Origin of the sequence: Myxococcus sp. AS-1-15, assembly GCF_020037055.1 — a bacterium.
Classification (GTDB): Bacteria; Myxococcota; Myxococcia; order Myxococcales; family Myxococcaceae; genus Myxococcus; species Myxococcus fulvus.
On sequence record NZ_JAIQDF010000015.1, the window covers coordinates 60,944 to 84,415 of the forward strand.

Annotated in this window: 20 protein-coding genes; 10 read left to right on the top strand and 10 right to left on the bottom strand. The window is 70.5% G+C overall.

Annotated features, from left to right (window positions below; translation table 11 throughout):
* Positions 1-111: 111 nt before the first annotated feature.
* A complete protein-coding gene (locus K8625_RS32750) occupies positions 112-1,143 on the bottom strand; it encodes an NDP-sugar synthase (RefSeq protein ID WP_223784933.1) in 1,032 nt (343 codons plus the stop codon).
* Positions 1,144-1,171: 28 nt separating this feature from the next.
* On the bottom strand, positions 1,172-2,212 hold the full coding sequence (locus K8625_RS32755; RefSeq protein ID WP_074957965.1) for an aminoglycoside phosphotransferase family protein: 1,041 nt from the start codon (positions 2,210-2,212) through the stop codon (positions 1,172-1,174).
* A 357-nt stretch (positions 2,213-2,569) separates the two neighbouring features.
* On the opposite strand from K8625_RS32755, the gene K8625_RS32760 reads away from it, so the two are divergent.
* A complete protein-coding gene (locus tag K8625_RS32760) occupies positions 2,570-3,937 on the top strand; it encodes a pyridoxal-phosphate dependent enzyme (protein ID WP_223750630.1) in 1,368 nt (455 codons plus the stop codon).
* A 90-nt stretch (positions 3,938-4,027) separates the two neighbouring features.
* Here K8625_RS32760 and K8625_RS32765 read toward each other — a convergent pair whose 3' ends face one another.
* Positions 4,028-5,374 carry a hypothetical protein gene (locus tag K8625_RS32765; RefSeq protein WP_223784934.1) on the bottom strand — a complete coding sequence of 449 codons (1,347 nt, stop codon included), beginning with the start codon at positions 5,372-5,374 and terminating at the stop codon, positions 4,028-4,030.
* Positions 5,375-5,518: 144 nt separating this feature from the next.
* On the opposite strand from K8625_RS32765, the gene K8625_RS32770 reads away from it, so the two are divergent.
* From K8625_RS32770 to K8625_RS32780, 3 genes are read left to right on the top strand one after another with little or no spacing between them, the layout of a single operon-like run.
* Positions 5,519-7,015, top strand: coding sequence for an AlkA N-terminal domain-containing protein (locus tag K8625_RS32770; protein WP_223784998.1), 1,497 nt, complete (start codon positions 5,519-5,521; stop codon positions 7,013-7,015).
* The gene (gene ogt, locus K8625_RS32775) at positions 7,008-7,547 is read left to right on the top strand and encodes a methylated-DNA--[protein]-cysteine S-methyltransferase (RefSeq protein ID WP_223784935.1); all 540 of its coding nucleotides are present in this window, start codon (positions 7,008-7,010) and stop codon (positions 7,545-7,547) included. Before K8625_RS32770 ends, ogt begins: the two co-directional genes overlap by 8 nt.
* 44 nt (positions 7,548-7,591) lie before the next feature.
* Entirely contained in the window at positions 7,592-8,407 is an 816-nt protein-coding gene (locus tag K8625_RS32780; RefSeq protein ID WP_223784936.1) for an isocitrate lyase/phosphoenolpyruvate mutase family protein, read from the top strand.
* A gap of 54 nt (positions 8,408-8,461) precedes the next feature.
* Here K8625_RS32780 and K8625_RS32785 read toward each other — a convergent pair whose 3' ends face one another.
* Positions 8,462-8,911, bottom strand: a complete 450-nt coding sequence (locus K8625_RS32785) for a MaoC family dehydratase (protein WP_223750646.1) — start codon at positions 8,909-8,911, stop codon at positions 8,462-8,464.
* 145 nt (positions 8,912-9,056) lie between these two features.
* Here K8625_RS32785 and K8625_RS32790 point away from each other — a divergent pair, with 145 nt between their 5' ends.
* Together K8625_RS32790 and K8625_RS32795 are read left to right on the top strand one after the other, a co-directional pair.
* Positions 9,057-9,323, top strand: a complete 267-nt coding sequence (locus tag K8625_RS32790; RefSeq protein ID WP_223784937.1) for a hypothetical protein — start codon at positions 9,057-9,059, stop codon at positions 9,321-9,323.
* 462 nt (positions 9,324-9,785) lie between these two features.
* The gene (locus K8625_RS32795; RefSeq protein WP_223750625.1) at positions 9,786-11,225 is read left to right on the top strand and encodes a tail fiber domain-containing protein; all 1,440 of its coding nucleotides are present in this window, start codon (positions 9,786-9,788) and stop codon (positions 11,223-11,225) included.
* Between the two features lie 52 nt (positions 11,226-11,277).
* On the opposite strand, the gene K8625_RS32800 is transcribed toward K8625_RS32795, so the two are convergent.
* From K8625_RS32800 to K8625_RS32815, 4 genes are all read right to left on the bottom strand, one after another.
* Complete coding sequence (locus K8625_RS32800) at positions 11,278-13,146, bottom strand: metallophosphoesterase (RefSeq protein WP_223784938.1); 1,869 nt, start codon at positions 13,144-13,146, stop codon at positions 11,278-11,280.
* A 189-nt stretch (positions 13,147-13,335) separates the two neighbouring features.
* The gene (locus K8625_RS32805) at positions 13,336-14,481 is read right to left on the bottom strand and encodes a cystathionine gamma-synthase (protein ID WP_223750623.1); all 1,146 of its coding nucleotides are present in this window, start codon (positions 14,479-14,481) and stop codon (positions 13,336-13,338) included.
* 49 nt (positions 14,482-14,530) lie between these two features.
* Positions 14,531-15,292, bottom strand: coding sequence for a crotonase/enoyl-CoA hydratase family protein (locus K8625_RS32810; protein WP_223784939.1), 762 nt, complete (start codon positions 15,290-15,292; stop codon positions 14,531-14,533).
* Positions 15,293-15,442: 150 nt separating this feature from the next.
* Positions 15,443-16,138: a UdgX family uracil-DNA binding protein gene (locus K8625_RS32815; RefSeq protein ID WP_223784940.1), complete on the bottom strand. Its 696-nt coding sequence runs from the start codon at positions 16,136-16,138 to the stop codon at positions 15,443-15,445.
* Here K8625_RS32815 and K8625_RS32820 point away from each other — a divergent pair.
* Positions 16,137-17,138: a class I SAM-dependent methyltransferase gene (locus K8625_RS32820; RefSeq protein ID WP_370640424.1), complete on the top strand. Its 1,002-nt coding sequence runs from the start codon at positions 16,137-16,139 to the stop codon at positions 17,136-17,138. The two genes, K8625_RS32815 and K8625_RS32820, sit on opposite strands and share 2 nt — an antisense overlap.
* 33 nt (positions 17,139-17,171) lie before the next feature.
* Here the strand turns inward: K8625_RS32820 and K8625_RS32825 are convergent, their stop codons facing one another.
* A complete protein-coding gene (locus K8625_RS32825) occupies positions 17,172-18,350 on the bottom strand; it encodes a hypothetical protein (RefSeq protein WP_223784941.1) in 1,179 nt (392 codons plus the stop codon).
* A 235-nt stretch (positions 18,351-18,585) separates the two neighbouring features.
* Here K8625_RS32825 and K8625_RS32830 point away from each other — a divergent pair, with 235 nt between their 5' ends.
* Together K8625_RS32830 and K8625_RS32835 are read left to right on the top strand one after the other, a co-directional pair.
* Positions 18,586-19,251 (top strand): RNA polymerase sigma factor, encoded by a 666-nt coding sequence (locus K8625_RS32830; RefSeq protein WP_223750618.1) that lies wholly within the window; start codon positions 18,586-18,588, stop codon positions 19,249-19,251.
* On the top strand, positions 19,238-21,277 hold the full coding sequence (locus tag K8625_RS32835) for a FecR domain-containing protein (protein ID WP_223784942.1): 2,040 nt from the start codon (positions 19,238-19,240) through the stop codon (positions 21,275-21,277). Before K8625_RS32830 ends, K8625_RS32835 begins: the two co-directional genes overlap by 14 nt.
* 96 nt (positions 21,278-21,373) lie before the next feature.
* Here the strand turns inward: K8625_RS32835 and K8625_RS32840 are convergent, their stop codons facing one another.
* Positions 21,374-22,564: a tRNA-uridine aminocarboxypropyltransferase gene (locus K8625_RS32840; RefSeq protein WP_223750616.1), complete on the bottom strand. Its 1,191-nt coding sequence runs from the start codon at positions 22,562-22,564 to the stop codon at positions 21,374-21,376.
* 135 nt (positions 22,565-22,699) lie between these two features.
* Between K8625_RS32840 and K8625_RS32845 the strand changes: the two genes are divergently transcribed.
* Positions 22,700-23,464, top strand: a complete 765-nt coding sequence (locus K8625_RS32845; protein ID WP_223784943.1) for a 16S rRNA (uracil(1498)-N(3))-methyltransferase — start codon at positions 22,700-22,702, stop codon at positions 23,462-23,464.
* Positions 23,465-23,472 lie beyond the last annotated feature (8 nt).

Below are 23,472 nucleotides of genomic sequence, written 5' to 3' on the forward strand. Positions count from 1 at the left end.
CCAGCGCACGAGCCACCCGCCCCCGAGGGATGGGCGGTCGGCCAGGCGGGAACACCGCGCACGCCTGGGACCGCCGCATCCCGGGGCGCGGTGGGGTGGCTTCCTCGGGATTCAGCGCCCGGTGAGCGGCGCGGGAATCCGGTGCTGCTTCCAGGCGAGGACCTCCTCGAGCGTCTCGCCCGGGGCAATCTCCGTCCGCTCGAACACGGCGGCGCGGCTGAGCCGGGCCCCCGCGCCCACATTCACCTCGCCGCCGAGCGACACACTCGCGCCCACGACGACGCCCGCCGCGAGCGACACGCCTCGCTCGAAGAACGCGGGTCCCTCCACTCGCGCGCCGCGCACGTCCGCCTCCGGATGCGCCCACGACGCGCCCGGCCCACGCACCGTCCCCGCCAGCGGCGAGGCCGCGCCCAGCCACTCCAGCCGCACCTGCCCCGCGAGCACGTCACGCACCGTGGCCAGGTAGCGCGACGGCGTGCCCAGGTCGGACCAGTACCCATCCACGCGGACGCCGCGCACCACCTGCCCCGCCGACATCGCGCGCACGTAGACCTCGCGGTTGATGTCCTCGGGCCCCTCGGCCGTCATGAAGTCGAAGATGCGCGCAGACATCACGTGCACGCCGGTGAAGTGCCACGGCGTCAGGCCCTCGCCCCCGGGACCATGGCCCGCGATGCGCTGGACCTGCCCCGCGCCGTCCAGCTCCACCGCCGCGTACTTCTCCCCCTCCGGCATGGGCTGCAGCACCATGGTCGCCAGCGCACCGGACGCCTGGTGCATGGAGACCACGGGCCGCAGGTCCACCGGGTAGAGGATGTCGCCGTTGAAGACGAGGAAGTCCCCGTCGGAGAGGAAGTCCCTCAGGCCCCGGATGCCTCCGCCCGTGCCCTGGATGACGGGCTCGCGCACGACGTGCAGCGGCAGCCCCGCGCGAGCGCACTCCTCGCGCGCCACCGCCTCCATCGTGTCGGGCAGGTGGTGCGTGTTGATGCCCACCGCCGTCACGCCCGCGGCCTTCAGCACCGCCAGGTGGTAGCGCAAGAGCGGCTGCCCCAACAGCGGCAGCGCCGGCTTGGGCCAGGCTTCCGTCAGCGGACGCAGCCGCGTGCCCAGCCCCGCGCAGAGGACCATCGCCTTCATCGTCGCCTCCCCTCCCCCGGTGCCCGACTCAGGCGGCCAGCTCCGGAACGTACTTCGCCACCAGCGCCTGCAACCGCGCGAGCTCCGGACGGTGCCGGAACGCCTCGCGCACGTAGCGCAGCGACGCCGGGATGGACACCAGGAAGCCCGGGTTGCCCTTCACGCGATTGATGAACTCGAAGCGCCCCGCGTCCTTCAGCTTGCGCTGCACGGTGAGCAGGTCGAAGAACGCCTTGAACGCCACCGGGTCGATGCGCTCGCCCGTCTCCTGCTGGAACGTGGCGATGTAGCGGTCCAGCATCGCGTCCACGAACGCGCGGTCCAGCTCCACGTAGCTGTCGCGCAGGAGCGCCACCAGGTCGTACTGGCGCGGGCCCTGGAGCGCGTCCTGGAAGTCGATGACCACCAGCTCGCCCTCCTTCACCATGATGTTGCGGCTCTGGTAGTCGCGGTGCGTGAAGCCTCGGGGCGCGGCGGCCAGTTGCTTCGCGATGTCGCGGAAGATGGCGTCCAGCTCGGCGCGCTCCTCGGCCGTGGGCTTCTTGCCGCTCCACGCCTCCAGGCCCCACTCGCGGAAGTGGTGCAGCTCCCAGTCGTACAGGTCCTCGTCGAACGCGCGCGTGAAGGCCAGGCAGTCCGGGTCCTGGTGCTTCTCCGCCTGGGCGCGCAGCTTCGCCAGCAGGTCCACCGCGCGGGTGTAGAGCGCCTCGCGGTGCTTGCCGCCCTCCAGCGCAGACTCGAAGGTGATGTCGCTCAGGTCCTCGAGCACCATCATCCCCGCCGGCTCGTCGTAGCGCAGGATTCGCGGCACGCGCACGCCCAGCTTCTCCAGGTAGCGGTGCACGTTGACGAAGGGCAATTCCTTGGGCGGCTCACCCTTGGTGGCCTCCTCGCTCTTCTTCGTCGCGTCCAGCGGCATCTCCATCACCACCCAGCTCTCCGGGGGTGCGCCGACGCGGTAGTACGAGCGGTTGCTCGCGTCTCCCTTCAGCTTCTTGATGGGAGCCTGGGGAACGGGACGGCCAATGGCCTGTCCCACCTGGTCGCGCAGGGCGGCCTCGAGTTCCATATCGACGGGGTTCTCCAAATGGGGGTCTTCGAGAGGAAGATGGCCCGCGAGTATGGGAGGGGCGACTTTCCGCGTCAAAGGCCGGACGCGGCGGATGCCCCCTGGCCGCCCGGCCTGTCACGTACGCGACGGCGCCCACCCGCGTCCGTCGCGGCGCGTCGGAAGGCCGGCCGCCCCCAGACGGAGCAGGCCCGGACAGCGGCCTACCCCCGGGGACGGTGGGAGGAGCACAGCGGGGAAGGCCCCCGGGGAGCACACTGTTGCTCCCCGACGGGGGAGATGGTCTCCCGCTGTCGACCGGGCCGCGCGGGCGGCATATAAGACGCGCCGCGAACCCCCCTTTTTCTGGAAGCCGCGATGGACATCCACGACAACATCCTCACCGCGATTGGCAACACGCCGCTCGTCAAGCTCAACAAGCTCGTCGGTCCCAACGACGCGACGGTGCTCGTGAAGTGCGAGTTCATGAACCCCGGCGCGTCCATCAAGGACCGCATGGCGCTGTACATCATCGAGAAGGCCGAGCGGGAGGGGAAGCTCAAGCCCGGCGGCACCATCGTGGAGAACACGTCCGGCAACACCGGCATGGGCGTGGCGCTGGCGGCGGCGGTGAAGGGCTACAAGTGCATCTTCACCATGCCGGACAAGATGTCCCTGGAGAAGATCAACCGCCTGAAGGCGCTGGGCGCGCAGGTGGTGGTGACGCCGACGAACGTGCCGGCCGAGGACCCGCGCAGCTATTACGAGACGGCCAAGCGCCTGCACCGCGAGACGCCGGGCGCGTTCATGCTGAACCAGTACCACAACCCCGACAACATCGAGGCGCACTACTCCCTCACCGGCCCGGAGATCTTCGAGCAGACGGGCGGCAAGGTGGACTACTTCGTCTCCGGCCTGGGCACGGGCGGGACGATGAGCGGCGCCGGCAAGTTCCTCAAGGAGAAGATCCCCGGCCTGAAGAACGTGGGCGTGGACCCCGAGGGCTCCGTCTACGAGGGCTACTTCAAGACGGGCAAGCTGACCGAGCCGCACGTCTACAAGGTGGAGGGCATCGGCGAGGACATGCTGTGCGGTGCCATGGACTTCAAGGTCGTGGACGACGTGCGCCAGGTGGATGACCGCCAGTGCTTCGTCGCCGCCCGCCGCCTGGCGCGCGAGGAGGGCATCTTCGCGGGTGGCTCCTCCGGCGCCGCGGTGCACGTGGCCGTGCAGCTGGCGAAGGAAGTGGGCAAGGGGAAGACCATCGTCGTGGTGCTGCCCGACTCCGGCAGCAGCTACATCAGCAAGTTCCACTCGGACGAGTGGATGCGCGACAACGGCTTCGCCGAGGACAAGGGCACGGGCACCGTGCGCGACATCCTGGGCAGCAAGCAGCGCGACGTGAAGACGGCGCGCAAGGGCGACCGGGTGGACCAGGTCGTGGAGACGATGCGCGGCCATGGCATCAGCCAGATGCCGGTCGTCACCGAGGACGGCCGCGCGGTGGGCATGGTGCACGAGTACGATTTGCTCAACGCGCTGGTCGCCGGGAAGGTGAAGTTCGCCGACACCATCGACGCCATCGTCGCGCCGCTGCAGGGGGCGCTGTCGCTGGACACGAGCATCGCGCGGCTGCGTGAGGTGTTCGCGCAGGACAACGTGGCCGTCGTGAAGGAGGGCGAGAAGGTGGTCGCCATCGTCACGAAGATCGACCTCATCGACTTCCTGCACCGCACCGCGGCCTGACGCCGCGCCCTCGGGCGCCGACGTCGTTCACACAGAGGGCCTCTCACCGTTCGCCGGTGGGAGGCCCTTCGTGCTTCCAGGCAGGCCTCGTCAGCCGTTGCCGAGGCCGTTGTCGGGAGGCGGCTCGGGCTTGCGCTTCTTGAACTGTCGCTCGGGCGCCTCCCCATCGTCGTCCTCGCCATCGGGCGGATTCCACCGCAGGGCCAGGGGCGCGTAGCGACACGTCAGGTGTCTGCCCGCGAGCTGGTCCAGCGCCGTCAGCGGACGGCGGCAGTCCGAGCAGCGCTCCTCCTTGCGCTTGCGCTCGCGCTGGGCGTAGACGGACTTCTGGCGGAGCACCTCGACGATGACGCCGTTGTGGTCGCTGTAGGCGTAGGCCTTGCCCTCGAGCTCGGTGAACTTGTCCGTCAGCCCGTGGAAGACAAATGCCGGGTTCGCCTTGGAGTCGTCCTCGTCGAACCCGAACACCTTGCCGTCGCGGACCACCGCCGTCATGTGCGGCGTGCACGCGATGTCGAAGTGCGTCTTGAAGGTGCTGTTCGTGCCGGAGATGCTGAACACGTTGTGCCCGCCGAAGCCGACGAGCTCCTGCTTGTCGTCGAGCACGCTCGACACCCAGTCCTCACCGCCGAGCTGATTCTTCAGGGTGCTCTTGACGAAGTCGCTCGTGGGTTGATTCGTGTCGCCCATCACCAGGTCGAGCTTCTCCTTCGTGGTGACGTTCTTGGCGTTGTTCGCCAGATACTTGATGACCCGCGTGCTGTCCTTGCAGATGGCGTTGGGCGTGTGCACGAACGCCATCAGCCAGCCCATGACCCGCAGGATGACGCAGCGGGCCTGCTCGTCCTTGTTGTCGTTGGACGTGAGCGTGTACGGGAACATCTCGATGTCGCTGTCGCGGAGGTTCAGGTCCTCGCGCAAGAGGACGGTGAAGCGGTGGCGTGAGTCCCCCGTGGGGTTCATCCCCGTGACGACCCGATAGCCCCCCACGGAGCTGACGCCCAGGTCCTTGAGCAGGTCCGTCGTGAAGGCCTCGCCCAACACGATGATGCCCGGCAGGCGCACGCTGGGGAGCTCGCCCTTGGAGCGCGTCCGGTTCATCACGCTCTTCGTAATGGTGTCGATGACGCCCTTCATGAAGCTCAACAGCAGCGCCTTGCCCTCGCCGGGCTCCTTGCGCTCCTTGTCGTAGCGGGACGAGAGGGCCTTCGACTCGACCTGGGTCGCGAACTGGATGGTCGACGAGGGGAAGGTCATCTTCTTCGCGACCAGGTCGTAGACGGGCGTCTGGAAGGTCAGCGTCTGGTTGTTGTCCAGGGGGTAGATCTCCCCCACGTTGGACTGCGCCCCGTGCTTGAACGAGTTGCCCATGAGCGCCGTCCCCAGGGAGTCCTCCTTCTTTCCGGTGGATTCCAGCGACTGGTAGACGATGATCATGTCGTGCTCCCCCCAAGGCCCGTGGCAGGCCAGACCGCGTGAGCCTAGCCGGGCGGTGTCCGCGCGGAAAGGATGGGGCCGGTAGGGCCATTCATGTCCGAAAACCGCGAGCGTGCGGGCCACGCGGGTGACACTGTCCGGGGCATGGACCTGCTCGACACCGACGCCTGCTACCGCGCGCTCCAGTCGCGGGATGCCCGCTTCGACGGCCGACTCTTCGTCGGGGTGACGTCCACGGGCATCTACTGCCGCCCTGTCTGCCCGGCCCGCACGCCGAAGAAGGAGAACTGCCGGTTCCACGCGTCGGCCGCCGCCGCGCAGGAGGAGGGCTTCCGGCCGTGCCTGCGCTGCCGCCCGGAGACGGCGCCGGACCTGGCCTCGTGGCGGGGCACGTCCAACACCGTGTCGCGCGCGCTCGCGCTCATCGCGGAGGGCGCGCTGGACGGCGGCGAGGCGGGCGTGGACGCGCTGGCGGAGCGGCTGGGCGTGGGAGACCGGCAGCTGCGCCGCCTGTTCAAGCAGCACCTGGGCGCGACGCCGGTGGCCGTGGCGCAGACGCGGCGCGTGCTCTTCGCCAAGCAGCTCATCCAGGAGACGCGCATGCCGCTGTCCCAGGTGGCGCTGGCCTCGGGCTTTGGCAGCATCCGCCGCTTCAACGAGACCTTCCAGGCGCTCTACCAGCGGGCGCCAGGCGCGCTGCGCCGCAAGAGCGTGACCGAGCAGCCCGCGGACGCGGGCGTGACGCTGCGGCTGCGCTACCGGCCCCCGTATGACTGGGCCGCGATGCTCGCCTATCTCTCCGCGCGCGCCATCGAGGGCGTGGAGCGCGTGCACGGCGCAAGCTACCAGCGCACCGTGTCCCAGGACGGGGCCGTGGGGACGGTGGAGGTGTCCCACGAGCCGGGGCGCAACAACCTGGTGGTGTGCATCCGCTTCGCGCGCGTGCAATCGCTGCCGGCCATCGTCGCGCGCGTGCGGCGCGTGTTCGACGTGGGCGCGGACATCGAGGCGATTGGCGAGCACCTGTCGAAGGACCCGTTCCTCGCGGGCCTCGTGGCGCAGCGGCCCGGCCTGCGGGCTCCGGGCGCCTGGGACGGGTTCGAGCTGGCGGTGCGCGCCATCCTCGGACAACAGGTCTCGGTGGAGGCGGCGCGCGGGCTCGCGGGCCGACTGGTGGCGCTGTGCTGTGAGGGGCCCGTGGAGGGGTTGCCCTCGGGGCTGACGCGGGTGTTCCCGTCACCGGAGCGCGTGGCCCACGCGGACCTGGGCGCGCTGGGCATGCCGTCCGCGCGCAAGGCGGCCCTCAAGGCCATGGCCGAGGCGGCGCTGGCGGACCCGCTGTTGTTCCAGCCGTTCGGCACCGTCGAGGAGGGCATCGCCCGGCTGCGCTCCATCCGCGGCGTGGGCGAGTGGACCGCGCAGTACATCGCCCTGCGCGCGCTGCGCGAGACGGACGCGTTCCCCGCGAGCGACGTGGCGCTCCTGAGGAGCGCGGCCACGGACGAAGGCGCGCGACCCACGCCCGAGGCGCTGCTGCGACGCGCGGAGCCCTGGCGGCCCTGGCGGGCCTACGCCGCGCAACACCTGTGGGCCGCGGATCCGGGTCCGCGCCCTCGCCTTCCGGAGGTGCGCCATGGCTGAGACGACGGCACGATTCCTCATCGACAGGACGGACACGCCCATCGGCGAGCTGGTCATCATCGCGGACCGCGAGGGCCACCTGCGCGCCGTGGACTGGACGGAGCACGAGGCGCGCATGCTCCAGTTGCTGCGCCTGCACTACGGCGAGAAGGGGTATACGCTGGAGGAGGCGCGCGACCCGGGCGGGCTCACCGGCACGATGCGCGCGTATTTCTCCGGCAGGCTCGACGTCATCGACACGCTGCCCGTGAGGACCGCGGGCACCGACTTCCAGCGCGAGGTGTGGGCCGCGCTGCGCTCGATTCCGTGTGGGAGCACCGTCTCCTACTCGGAGCTCGCGCGCAGAATCGGTCGGCCCGCGGCGGTGCGGGCGGTGGGACTGGCCAATGGAGCGAACCCCGTGGGCATCGTCGTGCCGTGTCATCGCGTGGTGGGCGCCAATGGCTCGCTCACGGGTTATGGAGGTGGCATCCAGCGCAAGCGCTGGTTACTCAGCCACGAGTCCAGGGCCCTGCCCCTCTTGAAGTCCTGACGTCGACGCGGGCCCACTCCCCCACACCCCTCGAGGACCACCCCATGCCTGTCGCGCCTTCCGATTCGATTCGAGCCTTCCGCCAGCTGCACGAGGCGGGGCTGTTGTTGCTGGTCAACGCATGGGACGCGGGCAGCGCGCGCGTCATGGAGAGCCTGGGTGCCAAGGCGCTCGCCACCACGAGCGCGGGGGTGGCGTGGGCCCAGGGGTACCCGGACGGAGACGCGCTGCCGGTGAGCCGGTTGCTCGACACCGTGGCCTCCATCGCGCGCGTGGTGAAGGTGCCGCTGACGGTGGACATGGAGGGCGGTTACTCGGACGACCCGAAGGCGGTGGGTGAGGTGGCGCTCGGCGTGCTCGACGCGGGGGGCGTGGGCATCAACCTGGAGGACGGCTCCGGGAGCGCGGACCTCTTGTGCGCGAAGATTGAAGCGGTGAAGCGCGCGGTGGCCGGGCGCGGGCTGGACCTGTTCATCAACGCGCGCACGGATGTGTTCCTGAAGGGCATCGGTCCGGCGGACAAGCGCGTGGAGGAGACGCTGTCGCGGGCGCGGCGCTACAAGGCGGCGGGCGCGGACGGGCTCTTCGTGCCGGGCTTGAAGACGCCCGCGGAAATCAAGGTCGTGACATCCGAGGCCGGGCTGCCGGTGAACCTCATGGCGATGGCGGGGCTGCCCGCCGCGTCGGAGCTCGCCGCGCTCGGCGTGCGCCGCGTCAGCGCCGGCGCGGGCATGGCCCAGTCCATCCTCGGCCGCGTGGCCGCGCTCTCCACGGAGTTCCTGCGAGACGGCGCCGCCGCCCCCGCTCCGGAGGCGGGCATCTCCTATCCGGTGCTCAACAAGCTGATGGCGGAGCGCTGAGCACCGACGCGGGGTGCCCACCCGAGCCCCCGCATGTCAGCACCGGAGCGCGCCCTACTTCGCCTCGGGCCGCCGGGCGAACAGCGCGTTGGCGACCTCCGTCATCACCACCTCGCCGTGCTGGTTGCGCACCTCGAAGCGGAACTTGATGGCGCCCCGGTCCGCCTTGCTGCGCGACGGCGTGGTGGAGAGCACCTCGAAGCGCGCGGTGAGCGCGTCACCGGGACGCACGGGCTTGAGCCAGCGCAGCTCGTCCAGGCCCGGTGAACCCAGGCTCGCGGTCTTGCTCAACAGGTGCTCCACCGCCAGCTTGTGGCAGATGGACGCGGTGTGCCACCCGCTGGCGATGAGTCCTCCGAAGATGCCCTCGCGCCCACCCTCGTCGCTCAGGTGGAAGGGCTGCGGGTCGAACTGCTTCGCGAAGGCGATGATCTCCTCGCGGGAGACCACGTAGGGGCCGGCCTCACTCGCCTCGCCGGGTTGGAAGTCGTCGAAGTAGCGCATGACCTCTTCCATAGGCCGCTCGACGTGCCGCGGCAACGCCTTGCGTCCCCTCCTCGCCCATCACATCGATTGCTCGATTTTCTCATTAAGTGCGCTTCATGACAGACTGGCGGGGCCTCATCCCGACACCACCAAGGAGACACGGATGTTCGCGAAGCTCGAGCGCCAGCGGTCCCTGTTCATGTTGCTGTGCACCCTGCTCGTGGTGGGGCTCGCCGCCCTGTCCACGGGGGAGACCTCCGCCGCGCTCGTCCAGGACACGGGCGAGACGACCTGTGAGGAGACGGTGAGCCTGCCGCCCTCGGACATGACGCTCGCCACCAGCGAGCACTCCAACGCGGCCTGTCGACCCACGTGCGTGGGCCCGTGCTGGTTCTGTCTGCTGGGTGTCTGTGAAAACCGCTGCATGTAGCCCGGGCTTGATTCGTCCGATGTTTCGGCGCGACGCGCTCTGCCGGCTCACGCGCGAGCGCCCGTGGGCAACCGCGGTGGGGCTCATATGAGGAGCCTCTCGCCCCTCCAGTACAACAGGAGGAGCACCGCTGAGGAGTGAGGGGGCGCGGGCCATTCGAAGCCCGCGCCCCTTCAAGGACGGGGAAGGAAGGCCCCTCCCGCCACCTCGAACGCCGGCTCCTGGCCGAGCCCGCCCGACACCGCCGTCATCAACCGGTGTCCGAAATGCGGCGCCCTCGCCAGGCCCCCCAGCGCCCGACAATGCCGCGCCTGTCCCCACACCGGGCGCGAGACGCGTCACTGCCCCTGGGGCGTATCGTTCACCGGCACCCGGGTAGGACACGGAGAGAACCCATCTCTCCGAGATTACCTGGCGCGTAGGGCGCTAGACTTCGGGCCCTATCTCGCCAGGAGGAATCGAATGGGTGTCAGGACATGGCTGGCCGCGCTGGGCGTCACCTTCGCGGGGCTGGGCTGTGGCTCGGATGGAGCGCGCGGCGCCGAGGGACTCCAGGGGCCGCAGGGCCCTCAAGGTCCCCAGGGGCCGAGTGGCACCGGCTGGGAGGTGGGCGAGGGGCTGGCGTTGGAAGGCAACGTCCTGCGGGTGCGCTACGACGGCGCCAACGCGCCGGTGCCGACCAGCGACCCGAGGCTCACGGATGCGCGAGCCCCCCTGGCGGGCAGCGCGCACTACGTGCAGAACACCACCGCCGCGCAGACGGGCTCCTTCGCGCTCACGGGCTCGGGCACCACCCACGGGCAGCTGTCGACGCGCTCGGACCTGCTCGTCGACGCGGCCTCCACCGTCGAGTCGCCGGGTCCGCTGCTCAGGGTGCTGAACACCACGTCGGCGGGCGCGAGCTGGAAGCAGTTCCCGGTCTTCACCGTGGACTCGGCGGGAGGCCTGGTGGCGAGCGGCGAGGTGGACAAGGGGCTATTGCCGGTGTCGGGCGCGGGCACCCGGCTGATGTGGGCGCCGGGCCTCGCGGCGTTCCGCGCGGGCTACACGGAGACGCAGTGGGACGACGGCAGCGTCGGCAACTTCTCCTGGGCGGGTGGCTATCGCTCGCTGGCCAAGGGGGCCGCGTCGTTCGCCATGGGGAAGGACAACGTGGCGCGCGGTGACAGCTCCATCGCGCTGGGCGCAGGGAACACCACCAGCGAGGTGGGCGGCATCGCGATGGGGAGCGGCAACAACGTCACCGGACTCTCCGCCATCGGGCTCGGCACCGGGAACACGGTCTCGGGCCGCGGCGCGCTGGCGATTGGCGCAAGCGTCCAGGCCACCGGCAACTACAGCTTCGCGCTCGGACAGGATGTGTCGACGAACGGGAAGACGGGCGCGTTCATCTGGGGAGACCGCTCCGGCGTGAGCACGGCCAGCATCGTCAACGACAACCAGTTCATGGTCCGCGCCGCGGGCGGTGTCATGTTCTACACGAGCGCCAACCTGGGCTCGCGCTGCGAGCTGCGCACGAACTCCGCGGGGTGGGAGTGCTCGTCGGACCGGAACCTGAAGGAGGACTTCCGCCAGGTCGACGGCGAGGCGCTGCTGACGAAGGTCGCCAGGCTGCCCATCTCCACCTGGCGCTTCAAGGGCGAGGCAAGCGAGGTGCGTCACCTGGGTCCGGTGGCGCAGGACTTCCACGCGGCCTTCGGCCTGGGCGCGGGGGACAAGACCATCGGACAGCTGGACATGGACGGCGTCAACCTGGCCGCCATCCAGGCGCTGGAGGTCCGCACGCGCGAGCTGCGAGAGAAGACCGCGGAGGTCGATGCGCTCAAGAGCGAGCTCGCCGAGCTCAAGCGCGGCCTGTCCCGACTGGAAGCCGCCATCCAGGCGAAGGACTCGCGGCACTGATGAGGTGAAGGCTCGCCACGGCGCACGCTCCGCCGTGGCGAGGGCTCAGGCGCTACGGGACCTCCTCCGCACTGAGCACGGGCGGCTCGGGCGCATCCGCCACGTCCTCCAGCCGGTCCGCGGGAGGCAGCGGAGGCCGGGCCCGCAGGCTCTCCGGCATGCGGGCCGGGTCGTCGACGGGACCGGGCACTGTCTCCATCGCTTCGAGCTTCGTCGTCGTCATCCACGTCGTCGGCAGCGTCTTCGTGAGCGTGAGGGTGTCGCGCACGGTGCCCGTGGAGGTGATGAGCCGCGCCGTCAATGTGCCGCCATCCACGATGACATCCATGAAGCCGTACACCTGGTTGTCGCGCAGCGCCGTCCACGAGGGCTGGCTGCTCGGGAAGGAGCGCAGCGTCGCGCCGCCGCTGCCGACCACGACGTAGGGGATGCCGCGCGTGCCCGACGGCGCCACCGCGTCGCCCTTCATCGGCTTGCTGCGCTCGTAGTTGTGGTCATGCCCCGTGAGCACCAGGTCCACGCCGTGCTTCTCGAACATCGGCGCGTAGGCGCGGCGCACGGTGAGCTGGGAGCCATGCTCGCCGCTGGACCAGGCCGGGTGGTGGAAGAAGACGACCTTCCACGGAAGCTTGCTCGCCGCCAGGTCCTGCTCGGCCCACGCCTGCTGCGCGGATGCCGAGCACCGGTCCGAGGACGCCATGCCGATGGCGCAGTTGGAGTCGAGCGCCACGAAGTGCACGTTGCCCCAATCGAACGAGTAGTAGCGCTCGCTCTTGGCGGGGTTGTTCGCCGGCAGGTAGAAGTTGTCGAGGTAGGGCTGGCCCTGGCTCGTCACGTACTCGTGATTGCCCAGCACGGGGAACACCGGCACCTCGCGCAGCAGCGCGGCCATGGGCTTGAACATCCGGTCCTGGAACTCCTGGTCCGTGCCGGAGGAGTAGGCGTTGTCCCCCAGCGCGACGAGGAACTCCCCGCGCCACTCGGGCTTGTTCATCGCCGCCATCACCTTCGACTGCGCGGAGCCGCCCGTGCCGAAGTCCCCCATCGTCGTGAAGCGCACGCGCGGCGTCCCCGGAGCCGACGCCGTGCGGAACGTCCGCAGCCCCGTGACGGAGCCGCACGCCTCCACGCTGTACCCATAGGACTGTCCCGGCCGCAGTCCCTCCAGCTTCACCGCGTGACGCCAGCCCGCGACGGTGGCCGTCGCCGTGCGCGCCAGCAGCGAGCCGTCACCGAAGCGCACGAAGGGCGTACACGACACACCCGAGCGGAACGCGATGATGGCGCTCGTGGGTCCCACGCTCTGGAGGTACGGCAGGCGCGGCAGCACGGGCCCCGAGTCCGCCGTGGGCGCGGGCGGCACCGTGCGCTCACCACACGCTCGCGCCTCGGTGATGGAGGCCCAGTCGTTCACCGTGTTCCCGTTCACGGTGACGCGCACGTAGCGCGCCTGACGCGCGCTGAACGCATACGTCTGCGCCTGTGTGTTCAGCGCACTGTCTCCCGCGAGGGCCTGGGTGAAGCTCACGCCGTCCACGGACGTGGAGAGGACGAAGTGGTTCTGTCGTTCGTTGCCGCGGTGCCACGCCACGGTGACGCCCGCCACGGACTGCGACGAGCCCAGGTCCATCGTGAGGAACGCGCCCACGCCCGGCCCGCTCCAGCGCGTCGACACGTCATCGTCCTGCGAGTTCGCGGCGACGCTGCCAGCACCGTCATCGCCACTCGCCGTCGCCAGCTGCGTGGTGAGGATGCGGCAGTCGGGCGCCGTCAGCGGAGTCCCGGCGACGTCGGAGGCCTCGGGAGCGGGCGTCTCGACGGGCGCGGACTTGTCGGGAGAAGAGAGGGGCTCGTCACAGCCGGAGACGGCCGAACACAGCACGCCCAGCAGGCAAGCGGAGAGAATCGGTCGGTTGCTCATGGTCGGCCCCCAATCGACCCGCACCGCTGAACATTCCGATACCCGACAGTCGCGCATCCTCCCAGGCGGCTGGGCAGCCGAGCGCGAGCCACGGCCGTCAGGGCGCGCACGGACGAAGGGCCTCCATGCGCCCCGAGCAGGGGGAGCAAGGAGGCCCTGGGTCAGCGGCCTGCCAGGTGGAGACGCGGGCTACTTCGCCGCGTCGAGCGCCTGGGCCAGGTCATCGATGAGGTCCCGCGAGTCCTCGATGCCCACGGACAGGCGGATGAAGCCGTCGGCGATGCCGAGCTTCTCGCGCGTCTCCTTGGGCACGGAGGCGTGGGTCATGATGGCCGGGTGCTCGATGAGGGACTCGACGCCGCCGAGCGACTCCGCGCAGGCGAAGACCTTCACCGTCTTGAGGAAGGTGCGCGCCGCCTCCAGGCCGCCGTGGATGTCGAACGTCAGCATGCCGCCGAAGCCCGTCATCTGCTGCTTGGCGAGCGCGTGCTGCGGGTGCGTCTCCAGGCCCGGGTAGGTGACCTTCTTCACCTTCGGGTGCGTGGCCAGGTACTGGGCCACCTTCATCGCGTTGTGCGCGTGGCGGTCCATGCGGACGTGGAGCGTCTTCACGCCACGCAGCACGAGGAAGCTGTCGAACGCGCCGGACACGCCGCCCACCGCGTTCTGGAGGAAGTACATCCGCTCGGCGACGTCATCGCGGCTGGTGCAGACGAAGCCGCCCACCACGTCGCTGTGGCCGTTGAGGTACTTGGTGGTGGAGTGCGCCACCACGTCGAAGCCGAGGTCCAGCGGGCGCTGGAAGTACGGCGTCATGAACGTGTTGTCGGCGACGGCGAGGATGTTGTGCTTCTTGGCGACCTGGGCGATGGCGGCCAGGTCGATGAGCTTGAGCATCGGGTTGGTGGGCGTCTCCACCCACACCATCTTCGTCTTCGGGGTAATCGCCTTCTCGAAGGCGCCCGGCTGGGACAGGTCGACGAAGGAGAAGTTCAAGCCGCAGCGCTTGTAGACCTTGTCGAACAGGCGGAAGGTGCCGCCGTACACGTCGTCGGAGACGATGACGTGGTCACCGTGATCCAACATGTGCATCAGCATGTCGGTGCCCGCGAGGCCGGAGGCGAAGGCGGCGCCGTACTTCGCGCCCTCGAGCGCGGCCAGACAGTCCTGGAGCGCCTTGCGGGTGGGGTTCTGCGTACGGCTGTACTCGTAGCCCTTGTGTTCCCCCGGCCCGTCCTGGACGTAGGTGGAGGTCAGGTAGACGGGGGTCATGATGGCGCCCGTCGTGGGGTCCGGCTCCTGGCCGGCATGAATGGCGAGGGTGTCGAAGCGCATGGCGGGGGGACTAACACAGGCCCCCGGGCCGTGCATCAGCACCTCCGCATTACTCGAACTTCCCGTGCCGCCCGGCCCCCTTCGCGAAGCGGGTGGCCCCCGGGACGGACTCGGACTCCAGCACCTTGACGCCCCGGATGAACTCCTGACGCAGTGCTTCTTCCTGGGAGAGGCCCCCCTGGGCGTAGGCCGAGGCGCGGTCCGCGTTCATGCAGGCCTGGGGGAAGTCGGCCACCTCCCGGGCGAGCGCCTCGGCGGCCTCCCGAGCCTGGCCCTTGGGGACGACGCGGTTGACCAGCCCCATGCCCAGCGCCTCCTGGGCGGACACGGGGCGGCCGGTGAGGATGAGGTCCAGGGCCCGGGACAACCCGATGAGCCGGGGCAGCCGCACGGTGCCGCCGTCGATGAGCGGCACGCCCCAGCGCCGGCAGAAGACGCCGAGCACCGCGTCCTCCTCGACGACGCGCAAATCACACCACAGCGCCAGCTCCAGGCCCCCGGCGACGGCGTGGCCGCTGATGGCCGCGATGACGGGCTTGCCCAGCACCATGCGCGAGGGGCCCATGGGACCGTCGCCGTCCATCTGGAGACGCGGCATGCGGCCTTCGGAGACGGCCTTGAGGTCCGCGCCCGCGCAGAAGGTGCCTCCGTCGCCGTAGAGGACGCCGACTCGCGACTCCGTGTCCGCGTCGAACGCGCGGAAGGCGTCCGCGAGGAGCTGCGCGGTGGCACCGTCCACGGCGTTGCGCACCTCGGGACGGTGGAGGACGACGGTGGTGACGGGGCCGTTCTTCTCGGTGCGCACGCTCATGGCGCGGAGTCTTCTCCGCGCGCTGCCGCACCGCAATCACCTCGGCGCGTTGACGCCCCCTGCGCTCTGCGAGGACGCTTTGCGGCGAGGGTGACGGCGCAACCGCATGCTCACGGCCACAAGGCTTCTGCCTTCGCGGCCCCACCGCCATCACCTCGGCGCGTGCGCGTCCTCCCCTGCCCTGTCCAAGGACGCCTCGCGGATGAGCCGCGCCACCGCGCGCAGGTCCTCCACGAACGCCTCGCGCTGCCGCTCCCGGGCCTCCGGGTCCGGCGCTCGCAGGATGGACGAGGGGTGCACCGTGGCCACGACGATGGGCGCCCACGCGGAGGGAATCGGCTGCCCTCGCTGCTGCGTCACGCGGAAGTCCTTGCCGAGCAGCGCCTGCGCCGCGGTGGCCCCCAGGCACACGAGGATGTCGGGGCGGAACACCTGTATCTCCGCCTCGAGCCACGGCAGGCACGCGCGCACCTCGGTGGTGTTGGGCTTCGCGTGGATGCGGCGCTTGCCGTCCCCCGTCCACTTGAAGTGCTTCACCGTGTTGGTGACATACGCCTGCGAGCGGTCGATGCCGGCCTCCTCCAGCGCCTCGTCCAGCAGCCTGCCGGACGGCCCCACGAAGGGCCTGCCCTCACGGTCCTCCTGGTCTCCAGGCTGCTCGCCCACCAGCATCACCCTGGGGCCTGGACCGGGCCTCCCCACCGGCTCGCCGAACACGGTCTGCGTCCCCGTCTTCCACAAGGGACACGCCTGACAGCCCGAAGCGGCTTCTCGGAGCTTGTCGTACGTCGGAGACTCAGGGATGAGTGGGGCCGCGGTGGTCTGGACGGAGGGACGCTTGGGCATGGCTGACCCACAAGGTATTCACGGCAACGGCGGCGACGACGCGGCACCCCAGGCGGAGGCCGGCATGTTCGCCAACCGGCTGCGCAAGGGCTCGAAGCACTTCCGCAGGTGGGCTCGCGCCCAGGGGCTGACGGCCTTCCGCGTCTATGACCGGGACATTCCCGAGTACCCCTACGCGGTCGACATCTACGGCGACTGCGTGCACGTCACCGAGTACCCGCGCCGCAAGGCCCTCAAGTCCGGCACCGCGGAGACGCAGCGCGAGGAGGTCCTCGCCGCGGTGACCCAGGTGCTCGAGACGCCCGCCGAGCGCGTCTTCGTCAAGACGCACACGCCCCAGCCCTGGGGCCGCGCGCAGTATGGCCGCGTGGGCGAGGGCAGCGGTCGGCTCGTCGTCGAGGAGCGCGGCCTGAAGTTCTGGGTCAACCTGGGCGACTACCTGGACACCGGCCTCTTCATGGACCACCGCGACACACGCCAGCGCGTGCGCGAGGAGGTCCGGGGCAAGCGCTTCCTCAACCTCTTCGCGTACACGGGCGCGTTCACCGTCTACGCCGCCGCCGGCGGCGCCGCGAGCACCGTGACGGTGGACCTGTCCAACACGTACCTCGACTGGGCCGAGGACAACCTGGACCTCAATGGCCTGGCGGACGCGCGCCACGAGCTGGTCCGCGGCGACGCCAAGGCCTGGGTGGAAGCCCAGGCCCGAGGCCCCGAGCGCTTCGACCTCATCGTCTGCGACCCGCCCTCCTTCTCCACGTCGAAGAAGATGACGGGCTCTTTCAACGTGCAGCGCGACCACGTGCGCATGCTGGACGCGCTCCGGACGCTGCTGTCCCCCGGAGGCGTCCTCTACTTCTCCAACAACTTCCTCGGCTTCCAACTGGACGCCAAGGCGACGCGCGGCTGGAAGTCCGTGGAGGAGCTCACGCCCGGCTCCATCCCCGAGGACTTCCAGCGCAAGGACATCCACCGTTGCTGGCGGATGGTGGCGCCCTGACGAAGCGAGGGCGCCACCCGGGACGTCACCTGGCTACAGCCAGCACGCGTTCTCGACGCAGCGCTCGCCCGCGGGGCACTCGCAGTTGGCCACACAGGCATGGCCACTGCCGCGGTTGACGGGCTTGCACACGCCGTCGGTGCACGCGTGGTTCTCCGGGCACTCGCAGTTGGCGCGGCAGACGTTGCTGGAGCCCGCGTCGGGAGGCGGAGGCGTGGGCGCGCGGCAGGAGCCGTTGGTGCAGACCTGACCGGAGGGGCAGTCGCAGTTGGCGGCGCAGTACGTGCCCGGCCCCGCGTCGGGAGGCGGAGGCGGCGGCTGCGGAGGACGGCAGTAGCCGCTGGTGCAGACCTGACCGGAGGGGCAGTCGCAGTTGGCCATGCACGTCTGGCCCGGCTCCGGCTGCGGCGAGCGGCACTGGCCGTTGGTGCAGACCTGGCCGGAGGGGCAGTCGCAGTTGGCGCGGCACTCACCGCCGTGGGGAATCGGCAGGCAGTAGCCGATCTGGCACGAGTAGTCCTCGGGGCACTGCGTGGTGGACTCGCACTGCGCCCGGCACTGGCCGTCCACGCAGTCCTTGCCATCCCTGCAGTCGTACGCCGAGCGGCACGCGTTCGGGTCCGGCGGACGCGGGCGGCACACGCCCGAGACGCACGCCTCGTCGCCAGAGCAGTTGGAGTCCGTCGAGCAGCCGCGCACGCACTGGTTGTTGATGCAGTAGTTGCCCGCGCCGCAGTCCGCGTTCACCCAGCACGTGGGGCCGGGGCCCGCGTCCGTCACGGGACCACCGTCGATACCACCGTCGGGGCGGGAACCGCCGTCGGGGCGCGACCCGCCATCCGGACGAGGACCACCATCGGGAGTGCCCGCGTCGGGGCGCGGCGTGGAGGAGGGCGTGCAGAAGCCGCCCTCACAGCGACCACTGGGGCACTCGCCGTTGCGGACGCAGGGCTGAGCACAGAAGTTGTCGAGGCAGATCTGCGTGCCGGGACACTCGAGCGAGGAGGAACACCGCTGGGTGCCGGAGCCGACGTCTCGACAGTACCCGCCGACGCACTGCTGACCCGAATCACAGTCGGCGTTGGTGGAGCAGTAGCAGACGTCCTCGTCGTCCATCCAACTGTCGTCGGGCTCGTGGATGATGCAGCCTTGGAGGAAGGCGAACAGCACGAGCAGCGGCGCCAGCAGGCGTCGCAGGGGGTTGTGCCTCATGAGCGGGGACTCCGAGCTACGGGGAACCGGTCCGGCCACCGGGTGGGTTGTCCGGTTTCACCCGCGTTGGACTCCGGGGCGCTGACGGCTGATCAAAAATCTTTTTTGATCGTCCCACGCCGCCGCGGCGACCCAGGGGCACGGAGGTAGTGTGCTGACCTGGACCTTTCACATGGACGGTGGGGCGCTCCTGCAAGGGGGAACCTCGCGGCGGGTCCCGGAGGGAGAGCGTCCAGTGATTCTCCGTGATGCCCAGGCACTGGCGACCGCCGCCTCGCCCGAAGAGCGCCCTGGGCCAGGTCCGGCCATACCTCCCACGTCGGATGAGCCGCAGCTGCGGCTGCTCGTGAGCCGGCTCCAGGATGGGGACCTCACCGCCTTCGAGCGTCTGTATGAAATGACGAAGGTGGACGCGGCGCGCACCTTGCGGCACTTGGTGGGCAATCGCGTGGACGTGGAGGACCTGCTCCAGGAGACGTACCTGCGGCTGCTCACGGCGGTGAAGGGCTATCGGGGTGAGTCGCGCTTCCGGACGTTCTTCTATCGGGTGTGCTCGAACGTGGCGCTGTCGCATCTGCGGTGGAAGCGCAGGAGGCCGGAGGACTCGGTCGCGGAGCCGCCGGAGTGCGAGTCTTCGGGCGAGGACCCGGAGGCCGCGGCGCAGCGCAGGCAGGCGGCCCGGCTGGTGGAGCTGGCGCTGGAGCGGCTCAAGCCCAAGAAGCGAATCGTCTTCGTGTACTACGAGCTGTGCGGAATGAGCCCGGACGAAATCGCCGAGGCCGTGGGAAGCTCTCCCAACACCGTCCGCAGCCGGCTGCACCACGCGAGATTGGAGTTCAACGAGGCCATGCAGCGACTGCTCGCCACCCGCCGCCCTGGAGGCCCGTATGGCTCACCCTGAGGCAGGCGCGCTGTGGTCGCTGGCGGCCGACGAGCTGAGCGCCGAGGACTCCGCGCGCATCCGGGCGCATCTGTCCGAGTGCCCCGCGTGCGCCGCTCAGTGGGAGCAGATCCGCACGAGTCGCGCCATGCTGCACGAGGCCCGTCAAGTGGAGCCCGTGGTGCGCTGGGACGCGGTCGGCACGGCCCTCAGAGCCAAGGTCGCCGCGAGCACGGAGGCGAAGCGCACGCGGTGGCCGTGGGCGCGGACCGACGCGACCGCGAGCTCGGGGGCACAACGCACGCGGTGGCCGTGGGTGCGAACCGACGCGACCGCGAGCTCGGGGGCACAACGCACGCGGTGGCCGTGGGTGCGAACCAACGCGACCGCGAGCTCGGGGGCACAACGCTCGCGGTGGCCGTGGGCACGAACCGACGCGACCGCGAGCTCGGGGGCACAACGCTCGCGGTGGCCGTGGGCACGAACCGACGCGGCCGCGAGCACCGGGGCACAGCACGCGCGATGGCCGTGGGCCCTGGCACTCGCGGGGGCCTGTGCGGTGGCGCTCGCGCTCTTCCTCATCAGCATCTCGACGACACGCGGGACGCCCACGAGCGAGGTGCTCGCGGGCAAGGCGACGACGTCGGACGAGGCGCTCGCGGGACGGACGACCGTGCCCGCGGGCACGGAACTCGTAGAGCAGACGAGGTCGACAGACGAGGCGCTCGCGGAACAGCCTGGGTCCACGGGCAGCACGACGTCCTCGGAGAGCGCGGTGGAGTCGCTCGCGATGGACGGCAACCCCGCGCGGACCGACAGCGTTCCGGGAGCGGTGCTCAAGGAACAGGGCGGGCAGGAGCGCGAGCTGCGCGCCGGGATGCGATTGCGCTCGGGTGTCGCGGTGAAGACGCCCGCGAAGGCCTCCGCGATGTTGCGGCTCCCGGATGCAAGCCAGGTCCGCGTGTCCGCGGGCTCCGAGGTGGAGCTGTCGAAGGCCGAGCCGAGCGACGTGCACCTCACGGTGCATCAGGGCCGCTTGTCGGTGAAGGCCTCGCACGCCGAGCGGCGCGGCTTCCGCGTGGACGTCGCGGGCCTGCGCGTGTCCGTGGTCGGCACGGTCTTCACCGTGGAGCGCACGGCGCTGGGCGCATCCGTGGCGGTGTCCGAGGGCCGCGTGCGCGTGGAGCTGGAGGGACAGCCCGCGCGCATGGTGGGCGCTGGCGAGCGCGTCGAGCTGCGCTCCCGCGACCAGGCCCTGAAGCAGGAGAAGTTGTCCCAACCGGACCGTGAAGCGCTGGAGGTGTTCGAGCGTCCGACCGAGTCCTCGACCCAGGATGTCGGCACCACGGTGCCCACCGCCGCGAACCCTCCCGCGCGAGCGCAGGACGTGTTGCCCGCGGTGGCCCACGCGCCGCAGGCTCCGAGCACGGTGAAGTCCGCCGTCGCGACGGCGCCGGTGATGAAGGCGCAATCGAAGAAGCTCGTGGTCGCATCCCTCTCGCCTCAACGCGAGAGCCCCCCTGCGCCCGAGCTGCCCGACCCCGTGGCCGTGCCGCCCGACACCGAGGACGCGCCCCAGGCAGAGCCTCCCGCCACCGTCGCCACGACCCAGCCGCCGTCCTCTCCCCTCGACCCGTCGCAGGACTTCGCGCCCTACCCGGCCCCATCGGTGACGGAGCGCATGACGCCGCCACGCGCGCCCGCCACTGCACCCTCGCAGCCCACGAAGGTGGCGGAGGCCACGCCGCCGAAGAAGGATGACCACAATCCCCAGGCGCTCCTGTCAAAGGACGCGGACGAGAGGTTCCTCGGGTATGCGCGGCTCCAGCTCAGTCAGCGCAGCTGTGAGAACTACCTCGCCGGCCTGGAGGAGATCGCCGACAAGAGCCCGCGCAAGAAACACCGCGAACAGGCGCGCTACCTGCGCGCGCGCTGCTTCGAACAGCGACTCCAGGGACAGGACGCGAAGCTCGAGTACCGTCAGTACCTGAAGGAGTTCCCGCGAGGCCGCTACGTGCGCGAGGCGGGCGCGGCCATCCTGCCGTAGCCCCGCGCACCCGGGGCGCTCCATCGCCAACAAAACCAGACACCCGAGGCGCTGTCGTCGCGCCCCCGTCTGATTGAAATCAACCGCCGTCCCGCGTCAGCCCTCGGTGCCGGTGCGCTGCTTCACGCGCTTCATCGGCTCACTCGCCTGGCCTCGCTCCACCAGCACGCGCAGCACGGACTCCAGCGCGCGGATGCGCGTGCCCGCGCGTCCCGGAGCCCAGCGCGGCACGTCCGGCCCCGAGAGCAGCTCCATCGCGTGCTCCACCCCGCCCGCCTTGCCCTCCAGCGCGCGCGCCGTGGCCAGCCGCACGTTCCTCGCGGGCCTGCGCGCCACCCCACCCTCCCACAAGAGGTCGAGCGCGAACGTCGTCCACACCGCCAGCTCATCGTCCGGACGCAGGAACTGCTCGAACCGCGCCAGCGCCGCGGCCCGAGTCTCGCCCGCGCGCAGCACCTCTTCCGACAGCTCCACGTGCAGCGTCGTGCTGCGAGCCAGCGGCCGCTCCGGCGCGATGATGGCCTCGAAGCGCTCTCCCGAAGCGGGGCGACACGCCACCACGTGCACCAGCTCGGCCGGGATGTCCGCGCCCGTCGGGTGCGCGTTGGCCTCGCCGTAGAACACCACCAGGTTCTCGAAGGCCTGCGCCAGCGAGCGCAGCTCGAACGGCGGACGCCACGGGCCGTAGTGGATGCGGCGGCGATTGGGCGAGGTCCGCGTCGCCTGACGCCCCAGCTGCGTGTCGACCATGTACTCGAACGCGCGCAGCATCGTGTCGAACTTCTCCGGCTGACCCTCGAGCAGCCCGAGAATCTCCACCACCGCCTCGATGGTGGACACACAGTGGTCCGCCGGCTCCGCGCGGATGCGGTAGTTGCTCGGACGCCGAGGCACGAAGCCGATGCGCGGCAGCCCCGCGAGCACGGGGTTGCGCGACACGACCTTCTTCGCCTGCGGCCACGTCCCGTCCACGACGATGAGCGTCTTCGGCGGCCGCGCGCGCGCATCCTCCACGGAGATGGCGTCCTCGCCCGGGAAGAGCACCGCGACGGAGTCCGGGTCCTTCGCCAGCTCCTCCAAGCGGGAGTGGCCCGTGAAGTCGACGCCCTGATGAATCTCGGAGTTGGCCAGCGCCAGGTGCGCCATGCGCGCGGTGCCGATGGCCACGCGGCGCTCACGGGGGTGCTGGAGGAAGACGACGCGGGTGCGCGTGTCCAGCCGGGGCGGCAGTTGCGAGCAGTAGCAAGCGCTCTCGGGGCGGTGGCAGCGAAGACAAAGGGAACGCACAGCCCGGCTTTACGGCACGGCCCGGAACCGGGCAAGCACTGCCGGTGCAGGGGCCCGCCGCCAGCCAGGGCGCCAGGCGCTCCCGAGGGGAAGAACCCACCCACGCCCCCGCCAGCCGGGGTACACAGGCCCCCTGTGAACCTGCTGCTGCTCTTCGACGAGGACTTCCTGCCGGACGGCACCGCCCGGCTCACCGGCCGCCGCGCCCAACACGCCCGGGAGGTGCTGCGCCTCGAGCCCGGTGAGTCCCTGCGCGTGGGGCGCCTGGGCGGCCTGACGGGAGCGGGCGAGGTGCTGGAGAACAGCCCCGGCGTCCTCCACCTGCGCGTGTCCCTCACCGAGCCCCCTCCGCCCCGTGCGGGCATCGACCTGCTGCTCGCCATCCCCCGCCCCAAGGCCCTCAAGAAGGTCCTCCCGGCCGTGGCCTCGCTGGGCGTGGACCGCATCGTCCTGGTCAACGCCGCCCGCGTGGAGAAGAGCTACTTCGACTCCAAGGTGCTCGACGGCGCGTTCGTGAGGGACCTGCTCCTTCAAGGCCTGGAGCAGGCACGCGACACCCGCCTGCCCGAGGTCCTGGTCCGCGAGCGCTTCCGCCCCTTCGTCGAGGACGAGCTCGACAGCGTCTTCCCCACCGGCGCCGTCCGCCTGCTCCCCCACCCTCCGGCGACGCAGCCCCTGCGTCAGGTGGCCGCGGCCCCCGGCCAACGCTCCGTGCTCGCCATCGGCCCCGACGGAGGTTGGGTGTCGTTCGAGGCCCAATTGTTGGAATCCCACGGCTTCCGCCCCTTCTCGCTCGGGCCGCGCATCCTCCGGGTGGAGACGGCGGTTCCCGTGCTCGTCGGGCAAGTAGCCCTTCTCGGGGAAGACACTGCTGCGCGTCACGATGCAGGTGGCACTTGAAGGGGGTG